Annotated in this window: 20 protein-coding genes and 1 tRNA gene; 9 read left to right on the plus strand and 12 right to left on the minus strand. The window is 33.5% G+C overall.

All coding sequences use genetic code 11. The annotated features are described in order from the left end of the window. Positions 1–10: 10 nt before the first annotated feature. Positions 11–778 carry a 23S rRNA (guanosine(2251)-2'-O)-methyltransferase RlmB gene (rlmB, locus tag ABD692_RS17335; RefSeq protein ID WP_316760377.1) on the minus strand — a complete coding sequence of 256 codons (768 nt, stop codon included), beginning with the start codon at positions 776–778 and terminating at the stop codon, positions 11–13. A gap of 356 nt (positions 779–1,134) precedes the next feature. Between rlmB and dnaB the strand changes: the two genes are divergently transcribed. Continuing rightward, positions 1,135–2,697, plus strand: a complete 1,563-nt coding sequence (gene dnaB / locus ABD692_RS17340) for a replicative DNA helicase (protein WP_344768990.1) — start codon at positions 1,135–1,137, stop codon at positions 2,695–2,697. A gap of 61 nt (positions 2,698–2,758) precedes the next feature. Here the strand turns inward: dnaB and chrA are convergent, their stop codons facing one another. Together chrA and ABD692_RS17350 are read right to left on the minus strand one after the other, a co-directional pair. After that, positions 2,759–3,976: a chromate efflux transporter gene (gene chrA / locus ABD692_RS17345; protein ID WP_344768992.1), complete on the minus strand. Its 1,218-nt coding sequence runs from the start codon at positions 3,974–3,976 to the stop codon at positions 2,759–2,761. A gap of 36 nt (positions 3,977–4,012) precedes the next feature. Further along, positions 4,013–4,348 carry a tetratricopeptide repeat protein gene (locus ABD692_RS17350; protein WP_344768994.1) on the minus strand — a complete coding sequence of 112 codons (336 nt, stop codon included), beginning with the start codon at positions 4,346–4,348 and terminating at the stop codon, positions 4,013–4,015. A gap of 61 nt (positions 4,349–4,409) precedes the next feature. Between ABD692_RS17350 and ABD692_RS17355 the strand changes: the two genes are divergently transcribed. The 5 genes from ABD692_RS17355 to ABD692_RS17375 all read left to right on the plus strand — a co-directional run bounded on the left by ABD692_RS17355 (position 4,410) and on the right by ABD692_RS17375 (position 9,590). After that, complete coding sequence (locus ABD692_RS17355) at positions 4,410–5,147, plus strand: electron transfer flavoprotein subunit beta/FixA family protein (RefSeq protein WP_344768996.1); 738 nt, start codon at positions 4,410–4,412, stop codon at positions 5,145–5,147. Between the two features lie 68 nt (positions 5,148–5,215). Then, entirely contained in the window at positions 5,216–6,187 is a 972-nt protein-coding gene (locus ABD692_RS17360) for an electron transfer flavoprotein subunit alpha/FixB family protein (protein ID WP_316760388.1), read from the plus strand. A gap of 67 nt (positions 6,188–6,254) precedes the next feature. Continuing rightward, positions 6,255–6,869, plus strand: coding sequence for a bifunctional nuclease family protein (locus tag ABD692_RS17365; protein WP_344768999.1), 615 nt, complete (start codon positions 6,255–6,257; stop codon positions 6,867–6,869). 184 nt (positions 6,870–7,053) lie between these two features. Beyond that, complete coding sequence (locus ABD692_RS17370) at positions 7,054–8,442, plus strand: nucleoside permease (protein WP_410478663.1); 1,389 nt, start codon at positions 7,054–7,056, stop codon at positions 8,440–8,442. A gap of 20 nt (positions 8,443–8,462) precedes the next feature. Next, the gene (locus ABD692_RS17375) at positions 8,463–9,590 is read left to right on the plus strand and encodes a DUF3667 domain-containing protein (protein ID WP_344769001.1); all 1,128 of its coding nucleotides are present in this window, start codon (positions 8,463–8,465) and stop codon (positions 9,588–9,590) included. 72 nt (positions 9,591–9,662) lie between these two features. Here the strand turns inward: ABD692_RS17375 and ABD692_RS17380 are convergent, their stop codons facing one another. The 9 genes from ABD692_RS17380 to ABD692_RS17420 form a co-directional block, all read right to left on the minus strand. After that, positions 9,663–10,952, minus strand: coding sequence for a citrate synthase (locus tag ABD692_RS17380; RefSeq protein ID WP_316760396.1), 1,290 nt, complete (start codon positions 10,950–10,952; stop codon positions 9,663–9,665). 133 nt (positions 10,953–11,085) lie between these two features. Beyond that, positions 11,086–11,613 (minus strand): DUF3347 domain-containing protein, encoded by a 528-nt coding sequence (locus tag ABD692_RS17385; RefSeq protein ID WP_344769003.1) that lies wholly within the window; start codon positions 11,611–11,613, stop codon positions 11,086–11,088. Between the two features lie 96 nt (positions 11,614–11,709). Next, a complete protein-coding gene (locus ABD692_RS17390; RefSeq protein WP_316760402.1) occupies positions 11,710–12,252 on the minus strand; it encodes a hypothetical protein in 543 nt (180 codons plus the stop codon). Between the two features lie 152 nt (positions 12,253–12,404). After that, positions 12,405–12,920 carry an outer membrane beta-barrel protein gene (locus ABD692_RS17395; protein WP_316760405.1) on the minus strand — a complete coding sequence of 172 codons (516 nt, stop codon included), beginning with the start codon at positions 12,918–12,920 and terminating at the stop codon, positions 12,405–12,407. 124 nt (positions 12,921–13,044) lie between these two features. Continuing rightward, positions 13,045–13,965 (minus strand): tRNA (adenosine(37)-N6)-dimethylallyltransferase MiaA, encoded by a 921-nt coding sequence (miaA, locus tag ABD692_RS17400; RefSeq protein ID WP_344769006.1) that lies wholly within the window; start codon positions 13,963–13,965, stop codon positions 13,045–13,047. Position 13,966: 1 nt separating this feature from the next. Next, a complete protein-coding gene (locus tag ABD692_RS17405) occupies positions 13,967–14,770 on the minus strand; it encodes a hypothetical protein (RefSeq protein WP_344769008.1) in 804 nt (267 codons plus the stop codon). Positions 14,771–14,834: 64 nt separating this feature from the next. Continuing rightward, positions 14,835–15,197 carry a hypothetical protein gene (locus ABD692_RS17410; protein WP_344769010.1) on the minus strand — a complete coding sequence of 121 codons (363 nt, stop codon included), beginning with the start codon at positions 15,195–15,197 and terminating at the stop codon, positions 14,835–14,837. A gap of 50 nt (positions 15,198–15,247) precedes the next feature. Beyond that, complete coding sequence (locus ABD692_RS17415; RefSeq protein WP_344769012.1) at positions 15,248–16,339, minus strand: MBL fold metallo-hydrolase; 1,092 nt, start codon at positions 16,337–16,339, stop codon at positions 15,248–15,250. 91 nt (positions 16,340–16,430) lie between these two features. Continuing rightward, positions 16,431–17,729 carry a DEAD/DEAH box helicase gene (locus tag ABD692_RS17420; RefSeq protein WP_344769014.1) on the minus strand — a complete coding sequence of 433 codons (1,299 nt, stop codon included), beginning with the start codon at positions 17,727–17,729 and terminating at the stop codon, positions 16,431–16,433. Between the two features lie 352 nt (positions 17,730–18,081). Here ABD692_RS17420 and ABD692_RS17425 point away from each other — a divergent pair, with 352 nt between their 5' ends. The 3 genes from ABD692_RS17425 (at position 18,082) to ABD692_RS17435 (ending at position 19,749) form a co-directional block, all read left to right on the plus strand. Further along, entirely contained in the window at positions 18,082–18,243 is a 162-nt protein-coding gene (locus ABD692_RS17425; RefSeq protein ID WP_344769016.1) for a hypothetical protein, read from the plus strand. 7 nt (positions 18,244–18,250) lie between these two features. Further along, positions 18,251–18,322: transfer RNA gene (locus tag ABD692_RS17430), tRNA-Met, on the plus strand. Between the two features lie 404 nt (positions 18,323–18,726). Next, positions 18,727–19,749: a S66 peptidase family protein gene (locus tag ABD692_RS17435; RefSeq protein WP_344769018.1), complete on the plus strand. Its 1,023-nt coding sequence runs from the start codon at positions 18,727–18,729 to the stop codon at positions 19,747–19,749. Positions 19,750–19,751 lie beyond the last annotated feature (2 nt).

The following is a 19,751-nucleotide window of genomic DNA, read 5'->3' on the forward strand; positions in this document are numbered from 1 at the left end:
TTACTGATGATTATAAAGTTCTTTGTCTTACTGCTTCGTACAAAATAACACCTGCTGAAACCGAAACATTAAGAGATTCTATTTTGCCAGCCATTGGGATTTTAGCTAAATGATCTGCAACGCGTAATAATTCGTTAGAAATACCTTCATCTTCTGAACCCATTACAATTGCAGTTGGCATTGTATAATCAGGAGCATAAATTAAGTCGTTCGTTTTTTCTGTACAGGCTACAATTTGTAATCCACTATCTTGAAGAAATAAACAAGTTTTATTCAAATTCGAATGTCTGCAAATCGGAATACTAAATAAGGCTCCAGCAGAAGTTTTAATTGCATCGGCATTAATTTGAGCAGCATTCTTTAGCGGAACTACGATTGCATGAACCCCTACGCAAGCAGCTGTACGAGCGATTGCTCCCATGTTTCTAACATCAGTTACACTATCTAAAACTAAAATTAATGGCACCTCTCCTTTTTCGAAAATAGCAGGAACAATATCTTCAATGTTTTGATAAGTAATTGGCGAAATCACAGCAATAACGCCTTGATGATTCTTTTGAGACATTCTATTTAATTTCTCAACTGGAACTGAATTTAAAGGAATTAAGGTTCCTGATAATAAAGCTTTTAATTCTAAAAATAAATCGCCACCCAAACCTCTTTGCACATAAATGGTTTCGATATCTCTTCCTGCCTTAATGGCTTCGATTACTGCTCTGATACCAAAAACAAATTCGTTATTCTCTTTTACGCGTTGCGGTCTTCTAAAATTATCCATGTTTAAAAATTGTTACGCAAAAGTAATTGTTTTGACGGGAAATTTGTTGCAATTAGGAAATTGATTACTCTTAGAGCGGAGAATAGGAAATTCACTGATCTTTAGTTGGAAAAAGGAAATTGATTGATCATTTAACTAAGAAAAAGAAATATTTCCACCTGCCTGTCCTATCTATCCATTTCCAGTTACCCTATTCCCCATTCCCACTTAAGCTTCCTTATCAACATTTAATTGTTTAAAAATTTTTCATTTTCACTAAATCATCAAAAATTTAAATCTGATTAGATGTCAATTTGTTAACAAACAACTAAGAACTTGTTCAAACAAAGCGGGTAAAATTTAACTACTTTTGTTGTATGAGTTTCGAAAACGAACAGGGCGGAAAAGGCAATATCACAGCAAGAAAAGCAAGGCTAACCAATACAGTAAGTTCAATGGGCAAATTACCGCCACAAGCATTAGACTTGGAAGAAGCGGTTTTAGGTGCATTAATGCTTGAAAAAGATGCTTTATCTGCTGTAATTGATATTTTAAAACCTGAAATTTTTTACCAGGAAGCGCATCAAAAGATCTTTGCAGCAATTCATATGCTGTTCGAAAAATCGAAACCTGTAGATATTTTAACAGTTACTTCTGAAATGCGCCAACAAGGTACTTTAGAAATGGCTGGCGGTGCTTACTACATTACAAATTTAACTAATCGTGTTGCTTCTGCGGCAAATATCGAGTTCCACGCTCGAATTATTTCTCAAAAATATATTCAACGAGAGCTGATTAGAATTTCGACAGATATTATTACCAATGCTTACGAAGACACTACAGATATTTTTGATTTATTAGACCATGCCGAAAAAGGCTTGTTCGATATCGCCCAAAACAATTTACGTAGAGATACGCAAAAAATGGATGATATTATTAAACAATCTTTAGCTACGCTAGAAGAATTAAGAACCAAAACTGATGGTTTAACGGGTGTTCCGACAGGATTTACTGGCTTAGATAGAATTACTGGTGGCTGGCAAAAACAAGATTTGGTAATTATTGCTGCTCGTCCTGCGATGGGAAAAACAGCTTTCGTTTTAACCTGCGCCAGAAATGCCGCTGTTGATTTCGCAAAACCTACTGTAGTTTTCTCTTTAGAAATGTCATCTGTTCAGCTGGTAAATCGTTTAATATCTGGCGAAGCCGAAATTGAACAAGAGAAAATCAGAAAAGGAAATTTACAGGAATGGGAATGGCAACAGATGCACAGCAAAATAGGCCGTTTAACTGAAGCTCCACTTCTAATTGATGATACCCCTGCTTTGAATATCTTTGAGTTTAGAGCGAAATGCAGAAGATTAAAATCACAATACGACATTCAATTGGTAATTGTCGATTATTTGCAGTTAATGCATGGTAAAGGCGAAGGAAAAGGTGGTGGTAACCGTGAGCAAGAAATTGGTAGTATTTCACGGGCCTTAAAATCTGTAGCGAAAGAACTCGACGTACCTGTTTTAGCACTATCTCAATTAAGTCGTGCTGTTGAGAGCAGACCTGGTTTACAAGGTAAAAGACCAATGTTATCCGATTTACGTGAGTCGGGTTCGATTGAGCAGGATGCGGATATGGTATTATTCCTTTATCGTCCTGAATATTATGGAATTACCGAAGATGAACAAGGAAGATCTCAAGCTGGTATTGGTGAAGTAATTATTGCTAAACACCGTAACGGTGAAACGGGTATTGTGCCACTTAGATTCATTGGTAAGTTTGTTAAATTTACCGATTTGGAAGAAGATTTTACAGCACCTACTTCTTTTGCAGCAGCAGATCCATCAGCAGGAATGTATCCTTCACAAGATTTTGAGAAGCAAAGTAATGTAATTATTCGTCCTTCAAAAATGGATGATTATAGCGACGACGATCCACCGTTTTAAATTATACAAAACAATATTTGATAAGGGAAGCATATGTGTTTCCCTTTTTTGATCAATAATCCTAAAAAACATAGCCAATCAATATTCCAAACAACACAATAATTGGCGGACTAATCTTCGTGTAATTCAACAACAGAAATGTTGCCAGCATTATTCCAAGAAAAAGCCAGTTAAAACCTATCGGGATAATTAACAGAACAAAAGCTGCAATAATAAAACCAACACTTACAGCATTAATACCTGATAAACTGTGACGAATTCTAGATATTTTTTTCAAATCATCCCAAAAAGGAACAATAAAAAGAACCAAAATTAAACCTGGTAAATTTATACCTATTACTCCAATTACACCACCAAGTATTTGTCCCCATACTCCGTAACCAAAGTTTTTCATACTTAATGCACCGAGATAACTTGTAAATGAGAACGTTGGCCCTGGTAAAGCTTGTTGCAATGCAAAGCCAGATAAAAAGCCAGAGGCTTGTAAGTAATGTTTCATTTCTACAAATTCGGTGTACATTAAGGGCACTAAAACCTGTCCACCGCCAAAAACTAAAATTCCGTTACGGTAAAAATTTTCTAATAAACGAATAGGCAAACTAAAAGGAGAAGTTCTGTTAATAATTGCGCCGATCAATGCAAACAATAACAAAGCACCTAAAAAGTAAATTAGCTTTTTCTGGTTTATATTCGAAAATAAGTTGATTCTTAAATCGCTTTCTTCTTTTGGCGTTTCAATAGCCGAAGAAATCATACCACCGATTAAAATTGCAAGAGGGAAAACATAAGCATTTTTTAAAACTAGAGTTGCCACAATTGCCGCTACCGAGAGAAAAATAGATACCTGAGAAGTTAACACCTTTTTACCCAGTTTAAAAGCCCCGTAAGCTACTATACCTAATGCAATAGGCTGAATATATTCCAGAATATCTACAAATTTTTGCTTCTGATCCAACATTGCATAACTTATCGCCGCGAAAGTCATTATTGCCGCTGTTGGTAAAATCCAGATTAAAAATGTAATAATTGCCAATCGTAACTTACCAACCTTCCAGGCAATTCCAACCAAAGTTTGTGTTGATGCTGGTCCAGGTAAAACTTGGGCTAAGGCATTTAATTCTAATAATTCTTCTTCAGAAATAAATTTAGTGTTGTGAACAAAATATTTCAAAAGCAACGCCAAATGCGCTTGTGCCCCTCCAAAAGAAGTGAACGTAAAAAAAACTACATTTCTTAAAAACAGCCATTGCTTTTTAGCTGAGATAGGTTTTACCTGCATTTATAATTCAAACTAAAAGTCTTTTAATAATAAGGTTTAGTCGTCTTCATAATCTAATCCCGCGGCCGTGTTGTAGGCGCCTTGTAATTCAGAGAAAGCATGCATATCTCTTTTATTTCGGGCAACAGCCATCCCCTTTTGATAGATTTCGATTGCTTTCTCTTTCTGATCGTCCTTTTCTAATAATTTCCCTAAATGATAATAAGTACCAACATAATCAGGGTGTTTATCAGTTAACTGAAGGTAAAAAGAATAGGCTTTTTCTTTATTATTTTGAGTGTTATACTCTGTGGCTAAGGCATATAGTATAAATGGATCGTTAGGATCACTTTCTAAAAACTCTAATAACTTACTTAAACGGGTAGTTGACATTTTAATTCCTTGCTTTTTTAATTAAATTTGCAGAAAGACCTTATATATAAAACGTAATTATATGAAAATATTAGTTTGTATCAGTAACGTGCCCGACACGACGACAAAAATAACTTTTACCAACGATAATACCGAATTCAATACTGCTGGTGTACAATATATCGTAAACCCTTATGATGAAATTGCTTTATCTCGTGCTATTGAGTTAACTGAAGGTGGAAAAGGTACAGTAACTGTAATTAATGTTGGCGAAGCAGCTAACGACCCAACAATAAGAAAAGCTCTTGCAATTGGTGCCGATGATGCTGTAAGAGTAAATGCGGCTCCTCGTGATGCTTATTTTGTATCAAAACAAATTGCAGAATATGCAAAAGATAAAGATTTTGATATTATTTTAACTGGTCGCGAATCAATTGATTATAATGGTAACCAGGTTGCAGCTATGATTGGCGAATTTTTAGATATTCCATCCATTTCAATTATTAAAAAACTAGATACTGATGGAAATTCTGCAACGGTAGAAAGAGAAATAGAAGGCGGTAAAGAAGTGGTAACGGTTTCAGGTAAGTTTGTAGCAAGCTGTGCTGAAGGTGTTGCTGAACCAAAAATACCTAATATGCGTGGCATTATGTCAGCAAGGACAAAACCTTTAAACGTTGTTGAAGCTGTTTCTATAGAAGAAGTTACTAAAGTTGCTAAGTATGAAACACCTGCTCCTCGCGGCGCTGTTAAATTAATTCCTGCCGATGGAGCAGAGCAATTAATTGGTTTATTACATAGTGAAGCTAAAGTTATCTAACTATTTGTTTCATAAACACAAATAACTAAATTTTACACAAATCCATTTAAGGATACAGAAATAAATATATGTCAGTATTAGTATATGTAGAACAAGCTGAAGGCAAATTTAAAAAATCGGTTTTCGAAGCCGTTTCTTATGCCAAAGCAATTGCCGATCAACAATCAACCAATTTAACCGCTATTTCTATTGGCAATGTTGCCGAAGGCGAACTAAAAGAATTAGGTAAATACGGCGCATCAAAAATTTTAAATGTAAGTGCCGATCAATTAAAAACCTTTGTTAATCAAGCTTACGCAAGTGTTATTGCTGCTGCTGCTGAAAAAGAATCGGCTAATATAGTAGTACTTTCAAACTCTTTTTCTGGTAAAGGTTTGGCACCACGTGTTGCTGTTAAACTTAAAGCAGGTTTAGCAGATGGTGCTGTAGAATTACCAAAAATTGATGGTGGTAAATTTGAAATTAAGAAAACTGCATTTTCTGGTAAAGCATTTGCAATTACAGAGTTAACATCAGCTAATAAAATTATTGCTTTAAATCCAAATGCTTTTGGTGTTAAAGAAAATCCAAGCGACGCTGTTATCGAAAATTTTGCAGCTGATATTAAACAATCAGATCTTGGAACCGTTATAAAAGATATCGTTCGTGCAACGGATAAAGTTTCTTTACCTGATGCAGAATTGGTTGTTTCGGCTGGTAGAGGTTTAAAAGGCCCTGAAAACTGGGGAATGATTGAAGAATTAGCAGGGTTGCTTGGAGCGGCTACCGCTTGCTCAAAACCTGTAAGTGATGCAGATTGGAGACCACATTCTGAGCACGTTGGCCAAACTGGTATTGCTATTAGCCCGAACTTATATATTGCTATTGGTATTTCTGGCGCAATTCAGCATTTAGCTGGTGTAAGTTCTTCAAAAGTAATCGTAGTAATTAATAAAGATCCAGAAGCACCTTTCTTTAAAGTAGCTGATTATGGAATTGTTGGTGATGCATTTGAAGTTGTTCCAAAATTAATAGAAGCCTTAAAAGCACATAAAGGATAGTTTTTGTCAGCATGGGATTGTCGAACATTTGAAAATATTCGAAAAGCTCAACACGACATAATAGAATATGAAAAAAGTTAAATTAGATATCGTAGGCTTATCCTATAGCCAAACTCAATCTGGAGCTTATGCTTTGGTTTTAGGTGAAGTAAACGGACGTAGGCGTTTGCCAATTATTATTGGCGCTTTCGAAGCTCAGGCAATTGCCATTGAGATTGAGAAAATGACGCCGAGCAGGCCACTAACACATGATTTATTTAAATCAATGGCCGAAACTTTTCATATTAATGTTCAGGAAATTGTTATTTACAATTTAGTAGATGGTGTTTTTTATGCAAAATTGATTTGCAACGATGGAAAAAATACTCATGAAATTGATGCAAGAACCTCTGATGCTATAGCATTAGCTGTTAGATTTAATGCAATGATTTATACTTACGAGTTTATTTTAGCTTCGGCTGGAATTGTAATTGAAGGAAATGATTTCTTGTTTCTTGAAAACATGGACAGTATTGCGAAAGAACCTGATGCCGACACCATTCCTATTTCTACAAAGCAGGAAGGATTTGGAGATTTAACCTTAGAAGAATTACAGCAAAAACTTCAGGAAGCAATTGCCGATGAAGCGTATGAAAAGGCCGCAAGATTAAGAGATGAGCTTAATAAAAGAGGAACATCTTAAAAACTTAGAGTAAAAATCTTTTAAAATCACCAAATCATTGTGTTTTTAACACAAAATATTCTTAAGAAAAGGTGAAAAATTAATAGAACCCAAATTGTTTAAAATAATTTGGGTTCATTTTTGAATTATGTTTTAAAATAGTTCTATATTCAGCTTTTACTTTCAAAAATCAAACAAAACAATTATGATGAATGTTAAGTTTCGCTTAACTATAATGAGTTTCATGCAATTCTTTGTGTGGGCTGCTTGGTTAATTACCATAGCAAATTATTGGTTTGGAACCAAGCAATGGGACGGCGCCGATTTTGGAATCATTTTTTCTACAATGGGAATTGCATCTTTATTTATGCCAACTCTTACTGGTATTCTTGCCGATAAGTGGATTAACGCAGAAAGGCTTTATGCAATTTTACACATATTATATGCCGCAACTATGTTTTATTTGCCGCAGGTAGAAAATCCACATAGTTTCTTTTGGGTAATGCTTGTGGCAATGTGTTTTTATATGCCAACAATAGCACTTAGTAATTCGATCAGTTACACTACACTTAAAAATGGAAATTACGATGTAGTAAAAAGCTTTCCTCCAATTCGAGTATGGGGAACTGTTGGTTTTATTGTAGCCATGTGGATTACCAATTTAACAGGCAATAAAGCAAGTGCAAACCAATTCTATATCGCTGGTATTAGTGCCTTAGCCTTAGGATTTTATTCTTTTACTTTACCAGCATGTAAGCCCTCAAATTTAATTAGCGAGAAAACTTCATTTATACAAAAGCTTGGTTTAGAATCTTTTAAACTTTTTGCCGATTACAAAATGGCTTTGTTTTTCGTTTTCTCTATGTTTTTGGGAGCAGCTTTGCAACTAACCAATGCTTATGGCGATGTTTTCCTGGATGAATTTAAGTTATTTCCAGTTTTTGCCGATTCATTTGTAATTAAGTATTCGACTATCATTTTATCCATATCACAAATTTCTGAAACTTTATTTATTCTAGCTATTCCTTTCTTTTTGAAAAAATTTGGAATAAAATGGGTTATCGTAATTGCAATGTTTGCGTGGGTATTAAGATTTGGACTATTTGCTTATGGCGATCCTTCATCAAATTTATGGATGATTATTGTATCGTGTATCGTTTATGGTATGGCTTTCGATTTCTTTAATATCTCAGGCTCATTATTTGTAGAAACCTCTACAACGCCCAAAACCCGTTCTTCTGCTCAAGGCTTATTTATGATGATGACAAATGGATTTGGAGCTGTATTTGGTAGTTTAGTATCTGGTTTGATGATAAACAAATATTTCACAACCTATTATACTACAATTGATTCTTTGTCTAAATATGTGAAAAGTGAAGCTGATAACACACATTTGCTAAAATTCTTACAAAATAAAGGAATCAGCGTATTAGAAAATGGAAATTTGAGCAGACCTTTAGATGTAAAGGATTGGCACAACATATGGCTGACTTTTACCATTTATGTTTTAGTAATAGCTGTTGTTTTTGTTATAGTTTTTAAACACAAACATACAAAAGCCGAAGAAAAAGCTATAGAAGCAATCAGTCACTAATATAATTTTCAAAATCCCCTATGTCAGCTGGTAAGTACAGGAAAGAGCATAATTGTTTAAATTGTGGTTCTCACGTAGAATCGCATTATTGCAGTAGTTGTGGTCAACCTAATTTAGAATTAAAAGAAAGTTTTTGGGGCTTTATAAGCCATAGTATAGCGCATTATTTCCACTTCGATAACAAGTTTTTTCAAACACTTGTCCCTCTTTTAACTAAGCCTGGGCAAGTTACACTTGATTATTTGGCAGGAAAACGTGCCCGATATATCAATCCGGTGAGCATGTACATTTTCGTATCAATTGTTTACTTCTTAGTTGCCTATTCTCCGAAACACGTTGAAACAGAAAATAAACACAAACCTGTAACTGCGGCCCAAGCTCAAAAAAGAAAGGCAGCTCTTGATAGTGTGCAAAAAAAACTTAAGGAAGCTGGATTAACTAATGCTGTACCAGGCATAGTGAACGAAACCACCTCTCGGATTACTGAAAATATGGATCGTGAAGATTTCAAAAGTTTAAGTTTTAAAGAACAGAAAATTACCTTAGAAGACCTTAAAAAACATAATAAAGCAAATCAGTCAGATTCACTCACTAAAGTGATTGAAAAATTCAGTGAGATTCACGATGATCGTAATGATAGTACTTATGCGGCTTATTTGGCAAGACAAAAAACACTTCAACCCCAGAATCAAGACAATTGGTTTGACCGTTTAGTAAAAAAACGGGCCATTACCATTGGCGAGAAATCTGAAGTAATTCAGGAAACTTTAGAACATAACCGCCCAAAGCAATACTTTTTATTAATGCCACTGCTGGCATTATTCATCATGTGGAATTTCAGAAAAAACCACATATATTATCTTGACCACCTGATATTTACAATACATGGAATGACTGCTTATTTCGTCGTATCTATAATTACAAATCCGCTAAGTAAATATGTATTCGGGGAAGATTCAACATTTTCAACCATTATTAAAGTTGGTTTGTATATTTGGATCTGCTGGTACATGTTTAACGCCTTGAAAGTATTCTATCAGCGCAAAAAAGTAATTGGTAAAATGATAATGATTTTTATTCTTTACGCGATCTCGGTTGCATTAACCGAGATGGTAATGTTGAACCTCATCTATTATGTAGCAACATAAAAACGCAAAGGTTATTCCATAAAAAAAGCTTCAGAAATCTCTGAAGCTTTTTTTATGGAATAGTAAATTAAATTATTTTCTGTCTTTTAATGCAACGAAAGCTCTATCAGTTTCGCCAACATAAACCTGACGTGGACGACCAATTGGTTCCTTATTTTCGTGCATTTCTTTCCATTGAGCAATCCATCCTGGTAAGCGGCCTAAGGCAAATAATACCGTAAACATTTCTGATGGGAAACCTAAAGCACGATAAATTATACCTGAATAAAAATCTACGTTTGGATATAATTTTCTATCGATAAAATATTGATCAGTTAAAGCAGCTTCTTCTAATTTCTTAGCAATTTCTAAAATGGGATCATCAATACCTAAATTCTCTAAAATATCATCGCATGCCTTTTTAATGATTTTAGCACGAGGATCGAAGTTTTTGTAAACTCTGTGTCCGAATCCCATCATACGGAAAGAATCGTTTTTATCTTTTGCTTTAGCGATCCATTTTTCAGTATCACCACCGTCTGCTTTAATAAGTTCAAGCATATCAATTACGGCTTGGTTTGCACCACCGTGTAACGGACCCCAAAGTGCAGCGATTCCAGCTGCAATAGAAGCATATAAATTACAATCAGAAGAACCAACAATACGAACTGTTGAAGCTGAACAATTTTGCTCGTGGTCTGCATGTAGAATAAGTAATTTATTCATTGCATTTACCACAATTGGGTTCACATCATAATCTTCAGTACGTTGACCAAAAGTCATCCAAAGGAAATTAGTAACATAATCGTATTTATTTTTTGGATAAATAAGTGGGTGCCCTAAAGATTTTTTATAAATGAATGAAACTATTGTAGGCAACTTAGCTAAAAGCTTTATAATAGTTAAATCCTGTTCTTCAGCAGTTTGGTTTGGCTTTAAACACTCAGGATAAAATGTAGAAAGAGAGAAGATCAACGAACCTAACTGACCCATCGGATGAGATTTTGAAGGATATCCATCAAAGAATTTCTTCATGTCTTCATGAATCAGCGTATGCTTGCTAATTTCAGACTGAAAGCCATCTAACTGTTCTTGTGTTGGAAGTTCTCCATAAACAATAAGATATGATACCTCTAAAAAGCTCGATTTCTCGGCAAGCTCTTCAATAGAATAACCTCTGTATTTTAAAATACCTTTCTCACCATCTAAAAAAGTGATTTTACTTTTCGTTGATCCTGTATTTTTAAAACCAGTATCTAATGTTATAAAACCGCTTAAATCTCTTAATTTAGAAATATCAATCGCCTTTTCGTCTTCAGTTCCTGTAATTACGGGTAATTCTATCGTCTTACCATCAACTTTAATCTCTGCAATATCTGACATATTATTGTATTGTGTTTATAGCTTTCTAATTTATATAAAATTAATATACATGCATAGCAAATCTGTTAAATTAATATGAAATATTAGTCAGTATGACGTAACAATCATGATTAAAAAAGTCAGATTTATTTATTTATTTTCCTTTAATTTCCTCTACTACCCGACCGCATTCTAACATTTCGTCGCCATAATAAGGGTTTTTAATTTCTTTTTCTGTTGATAACCAATCTCCTCCATCGCCTTTATTTGCCATTGGGCAGTGCTGCACATATATTATTCCTTTTTCAACTTCTCCCGATTTAATAAAAGCAATTAAATCCATACTTAAAGTAGTGAAATTTTTTCGTTGAAAAACAATGTTATTGGTTTCTGATATTTTTTTTGCGATACTAGCCGTGCTTTCACAACCCTCGTAAAGCGCTAAGCTTTTTTCTAGTTTCTCAGCTGCTTTTTGAGCTTCTGATGAGTCTGATTTGACCAAAGCATTTTTTAAATCCTCGTATCGATTAAAAATATCCAACTTTTTGGCATCCTTTATAATAACTTGTGATTTAGACAAGGTATATGCTTGAATCGAATCTTTTGTTTCAGCAGTTTTTCTCTCTGATTGATTGCAGGCCATTAAAACTGATAATATTGCGATTCCGAGTATCCTTTTCATTGTATTTGGTTTTGGGCTCAAATTAGCAATTAAAATATTAAATAAATAAAAAAAGCCCCCGAAAATTTCGGAGGCTTCCATTATATGATGTTTTAATTATAATTTAAAATTATATCCTAAACGTAAAGCAAACTGGCCAGTCCTCATAAAATATAAATCAGACGAACTATTGTTTACATAGCCTTCGTATTTAGCACCAACTTCTAAACCATTATTCCATTCGTAACCAAGGCCACCTGTGTAAATAAAATTCATAGTAGCACCATCTTTCAAAGCTAATCCTGTTCCAAGGCCACCAGTTAAAAACATTCTATCTACCACAAAAGCTTTAACACCACCCATTAAAGGGATAAATTCGAAATTTAACGGACTGCCTTTCCATTTAAGTTTTGTGTAACCACCAGATGCTGTAATAGCAACATTTTTGGTTAAATCGTATTGAAGTCTCAAATCTGCACCGTAACCATAATCCATTTCAGATTTATCTGAAAAAAAGCCTGCCTGTGCACCTACTCCAACCTTAAACGCCATTCCATTATCCGTTGTCATGGTAGTTGTAGAAGTTTGAGCCTTCAAATTTGTTGTTGTTAATATTGCTAATGCCGAAGCGACTGCAAAAATTTTAGTAATTGTTTTCATACTGAATGTATTTAAGTTATTTATTAAGGTTTTGGTATATATACGACATCCAGCAATAAACAGATTTTATAAAATTATTTTTTTTGAAATTTCTGAAAAATAAAAAAGCCCCCGCAATTTCGGAGGCTTTCTATTATTGGTTTGAAGTTTTTCTATAAACCAAATCCATAAGCTAAACGCAAGCCGAAGAAGCCTGTACTAGTGCTATTTTGAGCAAGACCTTCGTATTTAACTCCTAAATCTAAACCATTGCTCCAAGCGTAACCAACTGCTGGAGAATAAACGAAAGAAGTTCCGCTACCCGATTTTGTTCCGAAACCAGCACCTAGTTCTGCTAAACCATAAATACCTGAACCTGATGGATCGAAAAAGTATTTAGCACCTACTTTTACTGGGATGTATCCATAACTAGGGAAATCAACACCAGTATTGCCAATTTCTTTACCGCTTAAATGAGTATAACCAGCAGTTACAGGAATTGATAATTGTTTATCCACATCAAATTGATATCTTAAATCTGCACCTAATGCAACGCTGTAAGCATCGCTTGTTGGAATACCAGCTGTTATTCCTATTCCTAATTTTTGAGATTGAGCATTTACACTGGTTGTAAAGAATAATGCTACTGCAGCTGCTGAAGTAGCAATGATTTTAGTAATTGTTTTCATTATAAAGTATATTTTTGAGTTAATCAATATGTCTCAACAAATACAAAACCTATGCCAAATAAGTCTTTTTACCTTATTTTATTAGACAAAAACGTCATATTTAACTCACAAAAATCTTATTTAATTACTTTGAAACCTTTTCGAGAATTTGTTGTTTTACCAGGTTGAGTGGTGCTAATGCATCGAGCCAATTTATTAGTACACCATCTTTTTCCATCTTTCTAAAAAAAGTATTTTGTCTTTTTGCAAACTGGCAAATTGCAATCCCTAATTTCATTGTCAATTCATCAAAACTTAACTCACCAGATAAATGGCTTACAATAAATTTGTATTCCAAGCCATAAAAAACTAATATTTCTTTACTTATCCCCTGCGCTAATAAATTTTGAACCTCCTCAATCATTCCATTTTGTAATCTGGTATCTAACCGTTTCAAAATATTAGATCTCGTTATCTCAACTTTGCTTTTAAGTCCGAAAATTATCGGCTTAATTTCAGGTCTTTCAACAATTTCCAGCTTATTGTATTTTAAGTATTCTGCTATTTCAATCGCCCTGATAAGTCTTTTCTTTGATGATAAATCTACACTTAAAGCAGAATCAGATTGATATTTACTCAACACATTAACTAATTCATCTTTAGATAAAAACTCTAACTCGTTTCGGAAATTAATATTTACAGGAACAGCGGTATAGTTTTGATTTTGTAAGAGGCTGTGGATATACATTCCAGTTCCGCCACAAAGAATAGGTTTTTTCCCCTTTTCTATAATGGATTGAAAAGCTTTGTAGAAATCGTTTTTAAATGCATCAACATGGTATCTTTCACCTGGTTCAAGAATATCAATTAAATGATGTGGAATAATTTTATCACCAATTGAATATTCATTCAAATCTTTACCAGTACCAATATCCATTTGTTTAAAAATCTGACGGCTATCGGCGCTAATAATTTCTCCATCGAGTTCAGTAGCCATTTCAACCGCTAATTTTGTTTTACCAGATGCAGTGGCCCCTAAAATAATAAGTAACGAATTATCGGGCATATCAGAATTTTAAGATGAATTTTATGCTCCCTGTATTAAAGACTTGGCTATTTTTTGTTTCCTGAGAACCTTTATTTAAGCTACGATTTAAATCTTCATCCAAATTAAAATATTGAGGTTCGATCACATCAACCTGGTTAAAATTTAGTTTATAATAAGCTGCTCCAGTAGACCAGTCTTTATCAGCGTATGTCATTAGATCATTAGGTTTTAATAATAATGATAAATGCTTAATTAATTTACTTAAACCACCAGTAATCGAAAAACGGTCTTTTACAGCAAACCTGATCAACTCAATCGATTTATAATTTTCTGTATGATTCATTTTCCGAAGTGCTGAAAATGTTGCGACAGCTAAAAGTTCATCATTTACAAAAAGACCAAATTTATACCTGCTACTTACAGCGCCTTGCAAATGGTTTTCATTTAAAAACAAATCGGCAGTAGGTTTATCGAGTTTTAAAACTTTGGTTTTCCGACCATGAATTCGCTTATTTTTACCCGAAAGCGAAAGAATTCGATTTAAAACTTGTCGAGGTTTTTTACTCCACACATCTTCCCAAATATTGATAAATTTTAAACACTTATCTTTATTAAGTTTTTGCAGCAAAATAAATTCCTGCGGTGTAAAATTATTATCAATATCGATCAGGTTGATAATAACTTGATGTTCTGTAAGTAAAACGAATGTGAAATCTTTATCATATTTCAAGTCAAAAGCGATATTATTTTCTGTTAGTGCAGATAAAAAATTGCTACGCCATTTAGTTATCGATGGCTTTGAATGTAATATAATATTATCCAATTAAATTTTTGTTAGGCAAGTTTAGTACTCATCCGCAAATTTAACTGTTCATATTTATAATCGACTAAATCCACTCGTTTTCTTTGAAATTAACATGAGCAATCTCAACCAAGGTATTAACGTCTTTATGCTGCTCATTTGTTAATTCTGATATTTTTATTCCCGCCTTATTATCACCAAAATCGCTCAAATTTAAGTCAGAGTTATTCAAGTTGGTCGTATTCAGCTTCAATTCAACATTTTCGCCATTAATGTAAATGCCAACAAAAAAACGTTCAGTAACTTTTTCTTCTGTGGTTTCAATATTTTTCTCACTATATAAATCGTAACCAGTTTCTGAATTTTCGTGAACGGTATATCCTCTAGAAGCATAAGGTTGTAAATCGGCTCTAATGGTCTGAAAAATTTCTACAAGGTTGGTTTTCATAATTTACAGTTTAAAATAATAAACACAATCAGTAAGATATTGTTTATTATTTAATCTAACCACCACTTATTAGTAGGAAAATCTTGATTCAAAATAACTGTTTCACCCAATTTAGGTGTTATAATTTCAACGTCTTTTTTTTCTGCGGCAAGAGTAACCCTTTTAATTGGCTCATCCCACGGATGAAGCGCCAAGCTAAACTTGCCCCAGTGTATTGGCATTAAAATTTTGGCATTTAAATCAATAGCAGCTTGAACTGTTTCTTCTGGAAACATATGAATATAAGGCCAAAGCTCATTGTATTGGCCACATTCTAGCAGCGCAATATCAAACGGACCATATTCCTTACCTATTTCCGAAAAATGTGTATCGTAGCCAGAGTCCCCACCTAAAAATAGTTTATGGTTTTCGGTTTTTAAAACAAATGCCGACCAAAGAGTTTGATTTCGCTTAAATTTTCTTCCAGTAAAATGACGGGATGGAACAGCCGTAAAATTAAGTTTATCGAAAACATTTAAGCTTTGATTCCAGCAAAGTTCATTTATTTTATTAGAGCTTATACCCCATTTTTCTAAATGCGAGCCTACTCCTATCGAGGCAACGATTGTTTTGGCTTGTGGTGCAATTTTTATAATACTTTGATAATCGAGGTGATCGTAATGATCGTGAGTAATTAATAACACATCGATATTCAAAAAATCATCTGCCTTAACAAAGTCAGTTCCTTTAAAGTTTTTGCTACCGATAAACGAAAAAGGCGAAGGCGTTTTACTGAAAACAGGATCTACCAGAATTCGTTTTCCATCAACTTTAATAAGGTAAGAAGAGTGTCCAAACCAAATAATTTCGGGTGCATTGCTTTTTGCATCCGTATTTAAATCAGGTTTAACAAAAGGTAAAGGTTTTAATGGAACTTTATTTGGTTCTTTATGAAATAGAAAAACGGAAAGAACCTTAAAAAAACTCACCCCTTCGGGCTGCATTGGTGTAATGGATAAGTTCTGTAATGCTCGATCGCGGTAATTGGCTAAGCTCCGAATCGAATTTAACCTTGCACCTTTAGGAAGCCTTCCAAAAACAGGTAAGTTGGTAATAACAAAAAAAAACAGGACGAAAATTACTAGGATATAAACAGTTATCATGGTTAATTTAAATATTCGGCTAAATTAGGTGGAAAAATTAAAAACAAAAAAATCCGATTATTGCTAATCGGATTTTTATTTGAATGCTTATTTAAGATAAGCCTTTTTTATTTTTATAAGTCATTTTGGCTTTTGTACCAGCGCTGTAATTATAGTTTTTCAAATTACTTGCTTTCTTTTCATGAAATGCAGCACCACGTTCAGAAGTATCTTCTTCTTCAGTACCTTTCTTTTTCTTAGGTTTAGATGCAGCATCTACAATCTTTAAATCCTCAGGCAGTTCCATTAAATCCATTCGTTGGCCAATTGCCTGTTCAATTTTTTTAACCTCAATAAGCTCAATATCAGTAGAAAAAGTTATTGCAACCACTTCTTCATCGTTATGCTTAACAATACGTTGAATTAAAGTTTCCTTTTGTTCTGGTAATTCTAAATGAATAATAAAAGGAATACCTTGAATATCTAAATCGGTTAAATTTTCATTGGCAACAATTAAAACTCTGGCTTCTGGATTTGCCTTAAAATCTTCGATATCATCGTAACCTTTATCATCAAAAAACAATGAACGATAAATGCTGTACTCTTCCTCGTTAGTATGGTTAAAATTTTTATAAACAGTTTGAGCTGTTAAACGCGTATTTACGAAAACTACAACTTTGTCAAAAAACTCTACATCGCTAAGTAATAAGGTTAACAGGTTTAGTTTTGTTCTAAAATTCGGCACCTGATATAACATTTGCTGATAAACCTCAGCTTGTTTTTCGCCAATTTCATCAACTTCGATAGTAGCTGTAGAATCCTTCATAAATGGAGAAATCATGTGATTAAGCTTTTCGTGCAAAACCTCAGTAAACACAACGTGTTGTGATTTATATGCACTCTTTGCCAATTCTACAACTGGTAATTGAAGACCTTTTTTTATAATCAGTTCAGCATTATCAACAATAAATAATTGAATTTTATTAGTGTTAAGCGCTAATTTTAAATATAAAGCACGAGCTCGGTCTGGCACTGCAACAATAATATCGCAACCATCGGTAATCTCGTTCATTTGAGTATCTACTGCACCACGACTGTCAATCCCTAAAATTCGGAAGGTATTGTTGCGATTTAAAAGCTTAAATTGCTCCAAAACATGATCTACATGTTCAGCATCTGGCACTAAAATTATTGCTCTTGGTGCTTCCTCAAATGCATATTTCAACTTCATTAAAGTAGCTAAAACATAAGTTGTTGTTTTTCCCGAACCCTCTGGTCCCACCGCTATAACATCCTGGCCACCTAAAATACGCGACATAGTTTTAGCTTGGATTTCCTTTGGAGTTAAAAATCCTGCATCAGTCATGGCTGCAATAAGTGGTTTGCTTAGTTTTAATTTATCTAAAGACACTGCTTAAATTTTAATGTTTGAAAATACAAATATCCTCAAAATAATTAGCTTTTAAGAAATTGAATTTAAAGGTTTGGAAATGAACGTCGCTAATTCTTAGATACTTCAGTCCTGCTATCCATTATTTCCGATGAAAAATCGGAATCATTTCTATCAGGTTTAGCTAACTTAAACCGCTACTTTTAATACAAAAATGAAAATATTAAAAAATTAATAAACTGAATTACAGTAAATTAAATAGAAAATTAAAATAATAACTACTAAATCTATAGATTTTATATACAAATTAATATATTTGCTCAACATTAATCAATAACTAAATAAGTATGTTAAACAATTAAACGTTAAAATCATGTCAATCTATTTTCAATATCCAACCATAAATGAATATCCAGATTTAGCTAATCCGCTAAAAACCGAGAAAATTGAAGTAAACAATAAAGATAATGAAGGTAGCATTAATTTACTTCAGTTAGAGGAATTAAAGGATTTTTTAGCGTTAAAACCAGTTTAGCATAAATGGCCAGTTGACCGATTGGAAGGTTGAAGTTTCATAAACTTTTAAATGTTGGTTCGAATCCATCACTAGGCCGCTAAGTGTTTCTCATATACACTTATCCTGATTCTGCTCAATCAGGTAAGATTTGGTTATCTTATATTTGTTTTGTTGTTAGCAAAGGCTATCCGCGATGGATAGCCTTAACTTTTTCTGAAAATCATAATGCTCTCCGAAATGTAGAAATGCTAGTAATCCATATTTTAATATCTAAGATTTCCCAGTTATAATACACATCAAACAAAATAAAATAAAAAAAATTAAAATTCTAAAAACTTTTTAATCCTTTCATGGTTATCTATACAATTCACATTATACTAATCTTTTACAGATTAATTTGTTTGGTTTAAAAAGGGGATTTATGGATATAAATCCCTTTTCTTTTTTGCGAAATTTTTAAATCATATATTCGCTTCTATAACCTAACATTTTCAAGTTTTAATGAATAGAAAATATTTCCTTTCCTCATTTATTGCAGCTACAACGGTTTTACCTGCATTTAAAAGTTTAGCTTATGCCGTTGAAAATGAAAATCCATCATTCAAAATCCCGCCCTATTTAAAACAAGGCGATACAATTGGTATAACTAGTCCTGCGGGCTATATTACTTTAGAGCAAGTTCAGCCATCGGTTTTACAAATGCAAAATTGGGGATTTAATATAAAGATTGGTGCCACTATTGGAAAACGTGATTATACCTATGGAGGCACCGATGAAGAACGTTTAGCTGATTTCCAACAAATGCTTGATGACCCAAACATTAAAGCTATTATGTGTGCCCGAGGTGGTTATGGGTTTGTTAGGATAATTGATAAGCTAGATTTTACCGCCTTTAAACGTAATCCAAAATGGATAATCGGTTTTAGTGATATTACGGTTCTACATTGCCATTTGGCTAAAAATTATGGGATATCATCTATTCACTCGAAAATGTGTAACAGCTTTCCTGATGATTGGTCCAAAGCAGAACCTATTCAAATTGACACCATTCTATCTATAAAAAATGCTTTAATTGGCGAGCAGATGAATTATACAGCTTCTTTTAACACCAGCAATCGTTTAGGGAAAGCTGATGGGATTTTAGTTGGTGGCAATTTAAGTATTATCGAAACCTTGGCTGGAAGTGATTCTGATTTAGACACACGGGGAAAAATTTTATTTATTGAAGATACTGGCGAATACTTGTATAGTATTGATAGAATGATGTGGAATTTAAACCGTAGTGGTAAATTAAAAAACTTAAAAGGTTTAATAATTGGTGGCTTTAAAGTTAAGCCAGATGATGTTGGAGAAGAATTTGGCAAAACAATTTATGATATTGTTTTGGAGAAGATAAAGGAATACAAATACCCAGTAACTTTCGATTTCCCTGTTGGCCATCAACGCAATAATTTCGCTTTAAAATGTGGCGTAAATCATATTTTAGAAGTTACTGAAACAGCTTCTATTCTGAAAAGTCTTTAAAT

Origin of the sequence: Pedobacter ginsengiterrae, assembly GCF_039537385.1 — a bacterium.
In the GTDB taxonomy this organism is placed as follows: Bacteria; Bacteroidota; Bacteroidia; order Sphingobacteriales; family Sphingobacteriaceae; genus Pedobacter; species Pedobacter ginsengiterrae.

What these genes read in the sequence shown, in the direction of transcription:
- rlmB (WP_316760377.1), bottom strand. Translation starts at nt 778, where the DNA reads ATGGATAATTTTAGAAGACCGCAACGCGTAAAAGAGAATAACGAATTT.
- dnaB (WP_344768990.1), top strand. Translation starts at nt 1,135, where the DNA reads ATGAGTTTCGAAAACGAACAGGGCGGAAAAGGCAATATCACAGCAAGA.
- chrA (WP_344768992.1), bottom strand. Translation starts at nt 3,976, where the DNA reads ATGCAGGTAAAACCTATCTCAGCTAAAAAGCAATGGCTGTTTTTAAGA.
- ABD692_RS17350 (WP_344768994.1), bottom strand. Translation starts at nt 4,348, where the DNA reads ATGTCAACTACCCGTTTAAGTAAGTTATTAGAGTTTTTAGAAAGTGAT.
- ABD692_RS17355 (WP_344768996.1), top strand. Translation starts at nt 4,410, where the DNA reads ATGAAAATATTAGTTTGTATCAGTAACGTGCCCGACACGACGACAAAA.
- ABD692_RS17360 (WP_316760388.1), top strand. Translation starts at nt 5,216, where the DNA reads ATGTCAGTATTAGTATATGTAGAACAAGCTGAAGGCAAATTTAAAAAA.
- ABD692_RS17365 (WP_344768999.1), top strand. Translation starts at nt 6,255, where the DNA reads ATGAAAAAAGTTAAATTAGATATCGTAGGCTTATCCTATAGCCAAACT.
- ABD692_RS17370 (WP_410478663.1), top strand. Translation starts at nt 7,054, where the DNA reads ATGATGAATGTTAAGTTTCGCTTAACTATAATGAGTTTCATGCAATTC.
- ABD692_RS17375 (WP_344769001.1), top strand. Translation starts at nt 8,463, where the DNA reads ATGTCAGCTGGTAAGTACAGGAAAGAGCATAATTGTTTAAATTGTGGT.
- ABD692_RS17380 (WP_316760396.1), bottom strand. Translation starts at nt 10,952, where the DNA reads ATGTCAGATATTGCAGAGATTAAAGTTGATGGTAAGACGATAGAATTA.
- ABD692_RS17385 (WP_344769003.1), bottom strand. Translation starts at nt 11,613, where the DNA reads ATGAAAAGGATACTCGGAATCGCAATATTATCAGTTTTAATGGCCTGC.
- ABD692_RS17390 (WP_316760402.1), bottom strand. Translation starts at nt 12,252, where the DNA reads ATGAAAACAATTACTAAAATTTTTGCAGTCGCTTCGGCATTAGCAATA.
- ABD692_RS17395 (WP_316760405.1), bottom strand. Translation starts at nt 12,920, where the DNA reads ATGAAAACAATTACTAAAATCATTGCTACTTCAGCAGCTGCAGTAGCA.
- miaA (WP_344769006.1), bottom strand. Translation starts at nt 13,965, where the DNA reads ATGCCCGATAATTCGTTACTTATTATTTTAGGGGCCACTGCATCTGGT.
- ABD692_RS17410 (WP_344769010.1), bottom strand. Translation starts at nt 15,197, where the DNA reads ATGAAAACCAACCTTGTAGAAATTTTTCAGACCATTAGAGCCGATTTA.
- ABD692_RS17415 (WP_344769012.1), bottom strand. Translation starts at nt 16,339, where the DNA reads ATGATAACTGTTTATATCCTAGTAATTTTCGTCCTGTTTTTTTTTGTT.
- ABD692_RS17425 (WP_344769016.1), top strand. Translation starts at nt 18,082, where the DNA reads ATGTCAATCTATTTTCAATATCCAACCATAAATGAATATCCAGATTTA.
- ABD692_RS17435 (WP_344769018.1), top strand. Translation starts at nt 18,727, where the DNA reads ATGAATAGAAAATATTTCCTTTCCTCATTTATTGCAGCTACAACGGTT.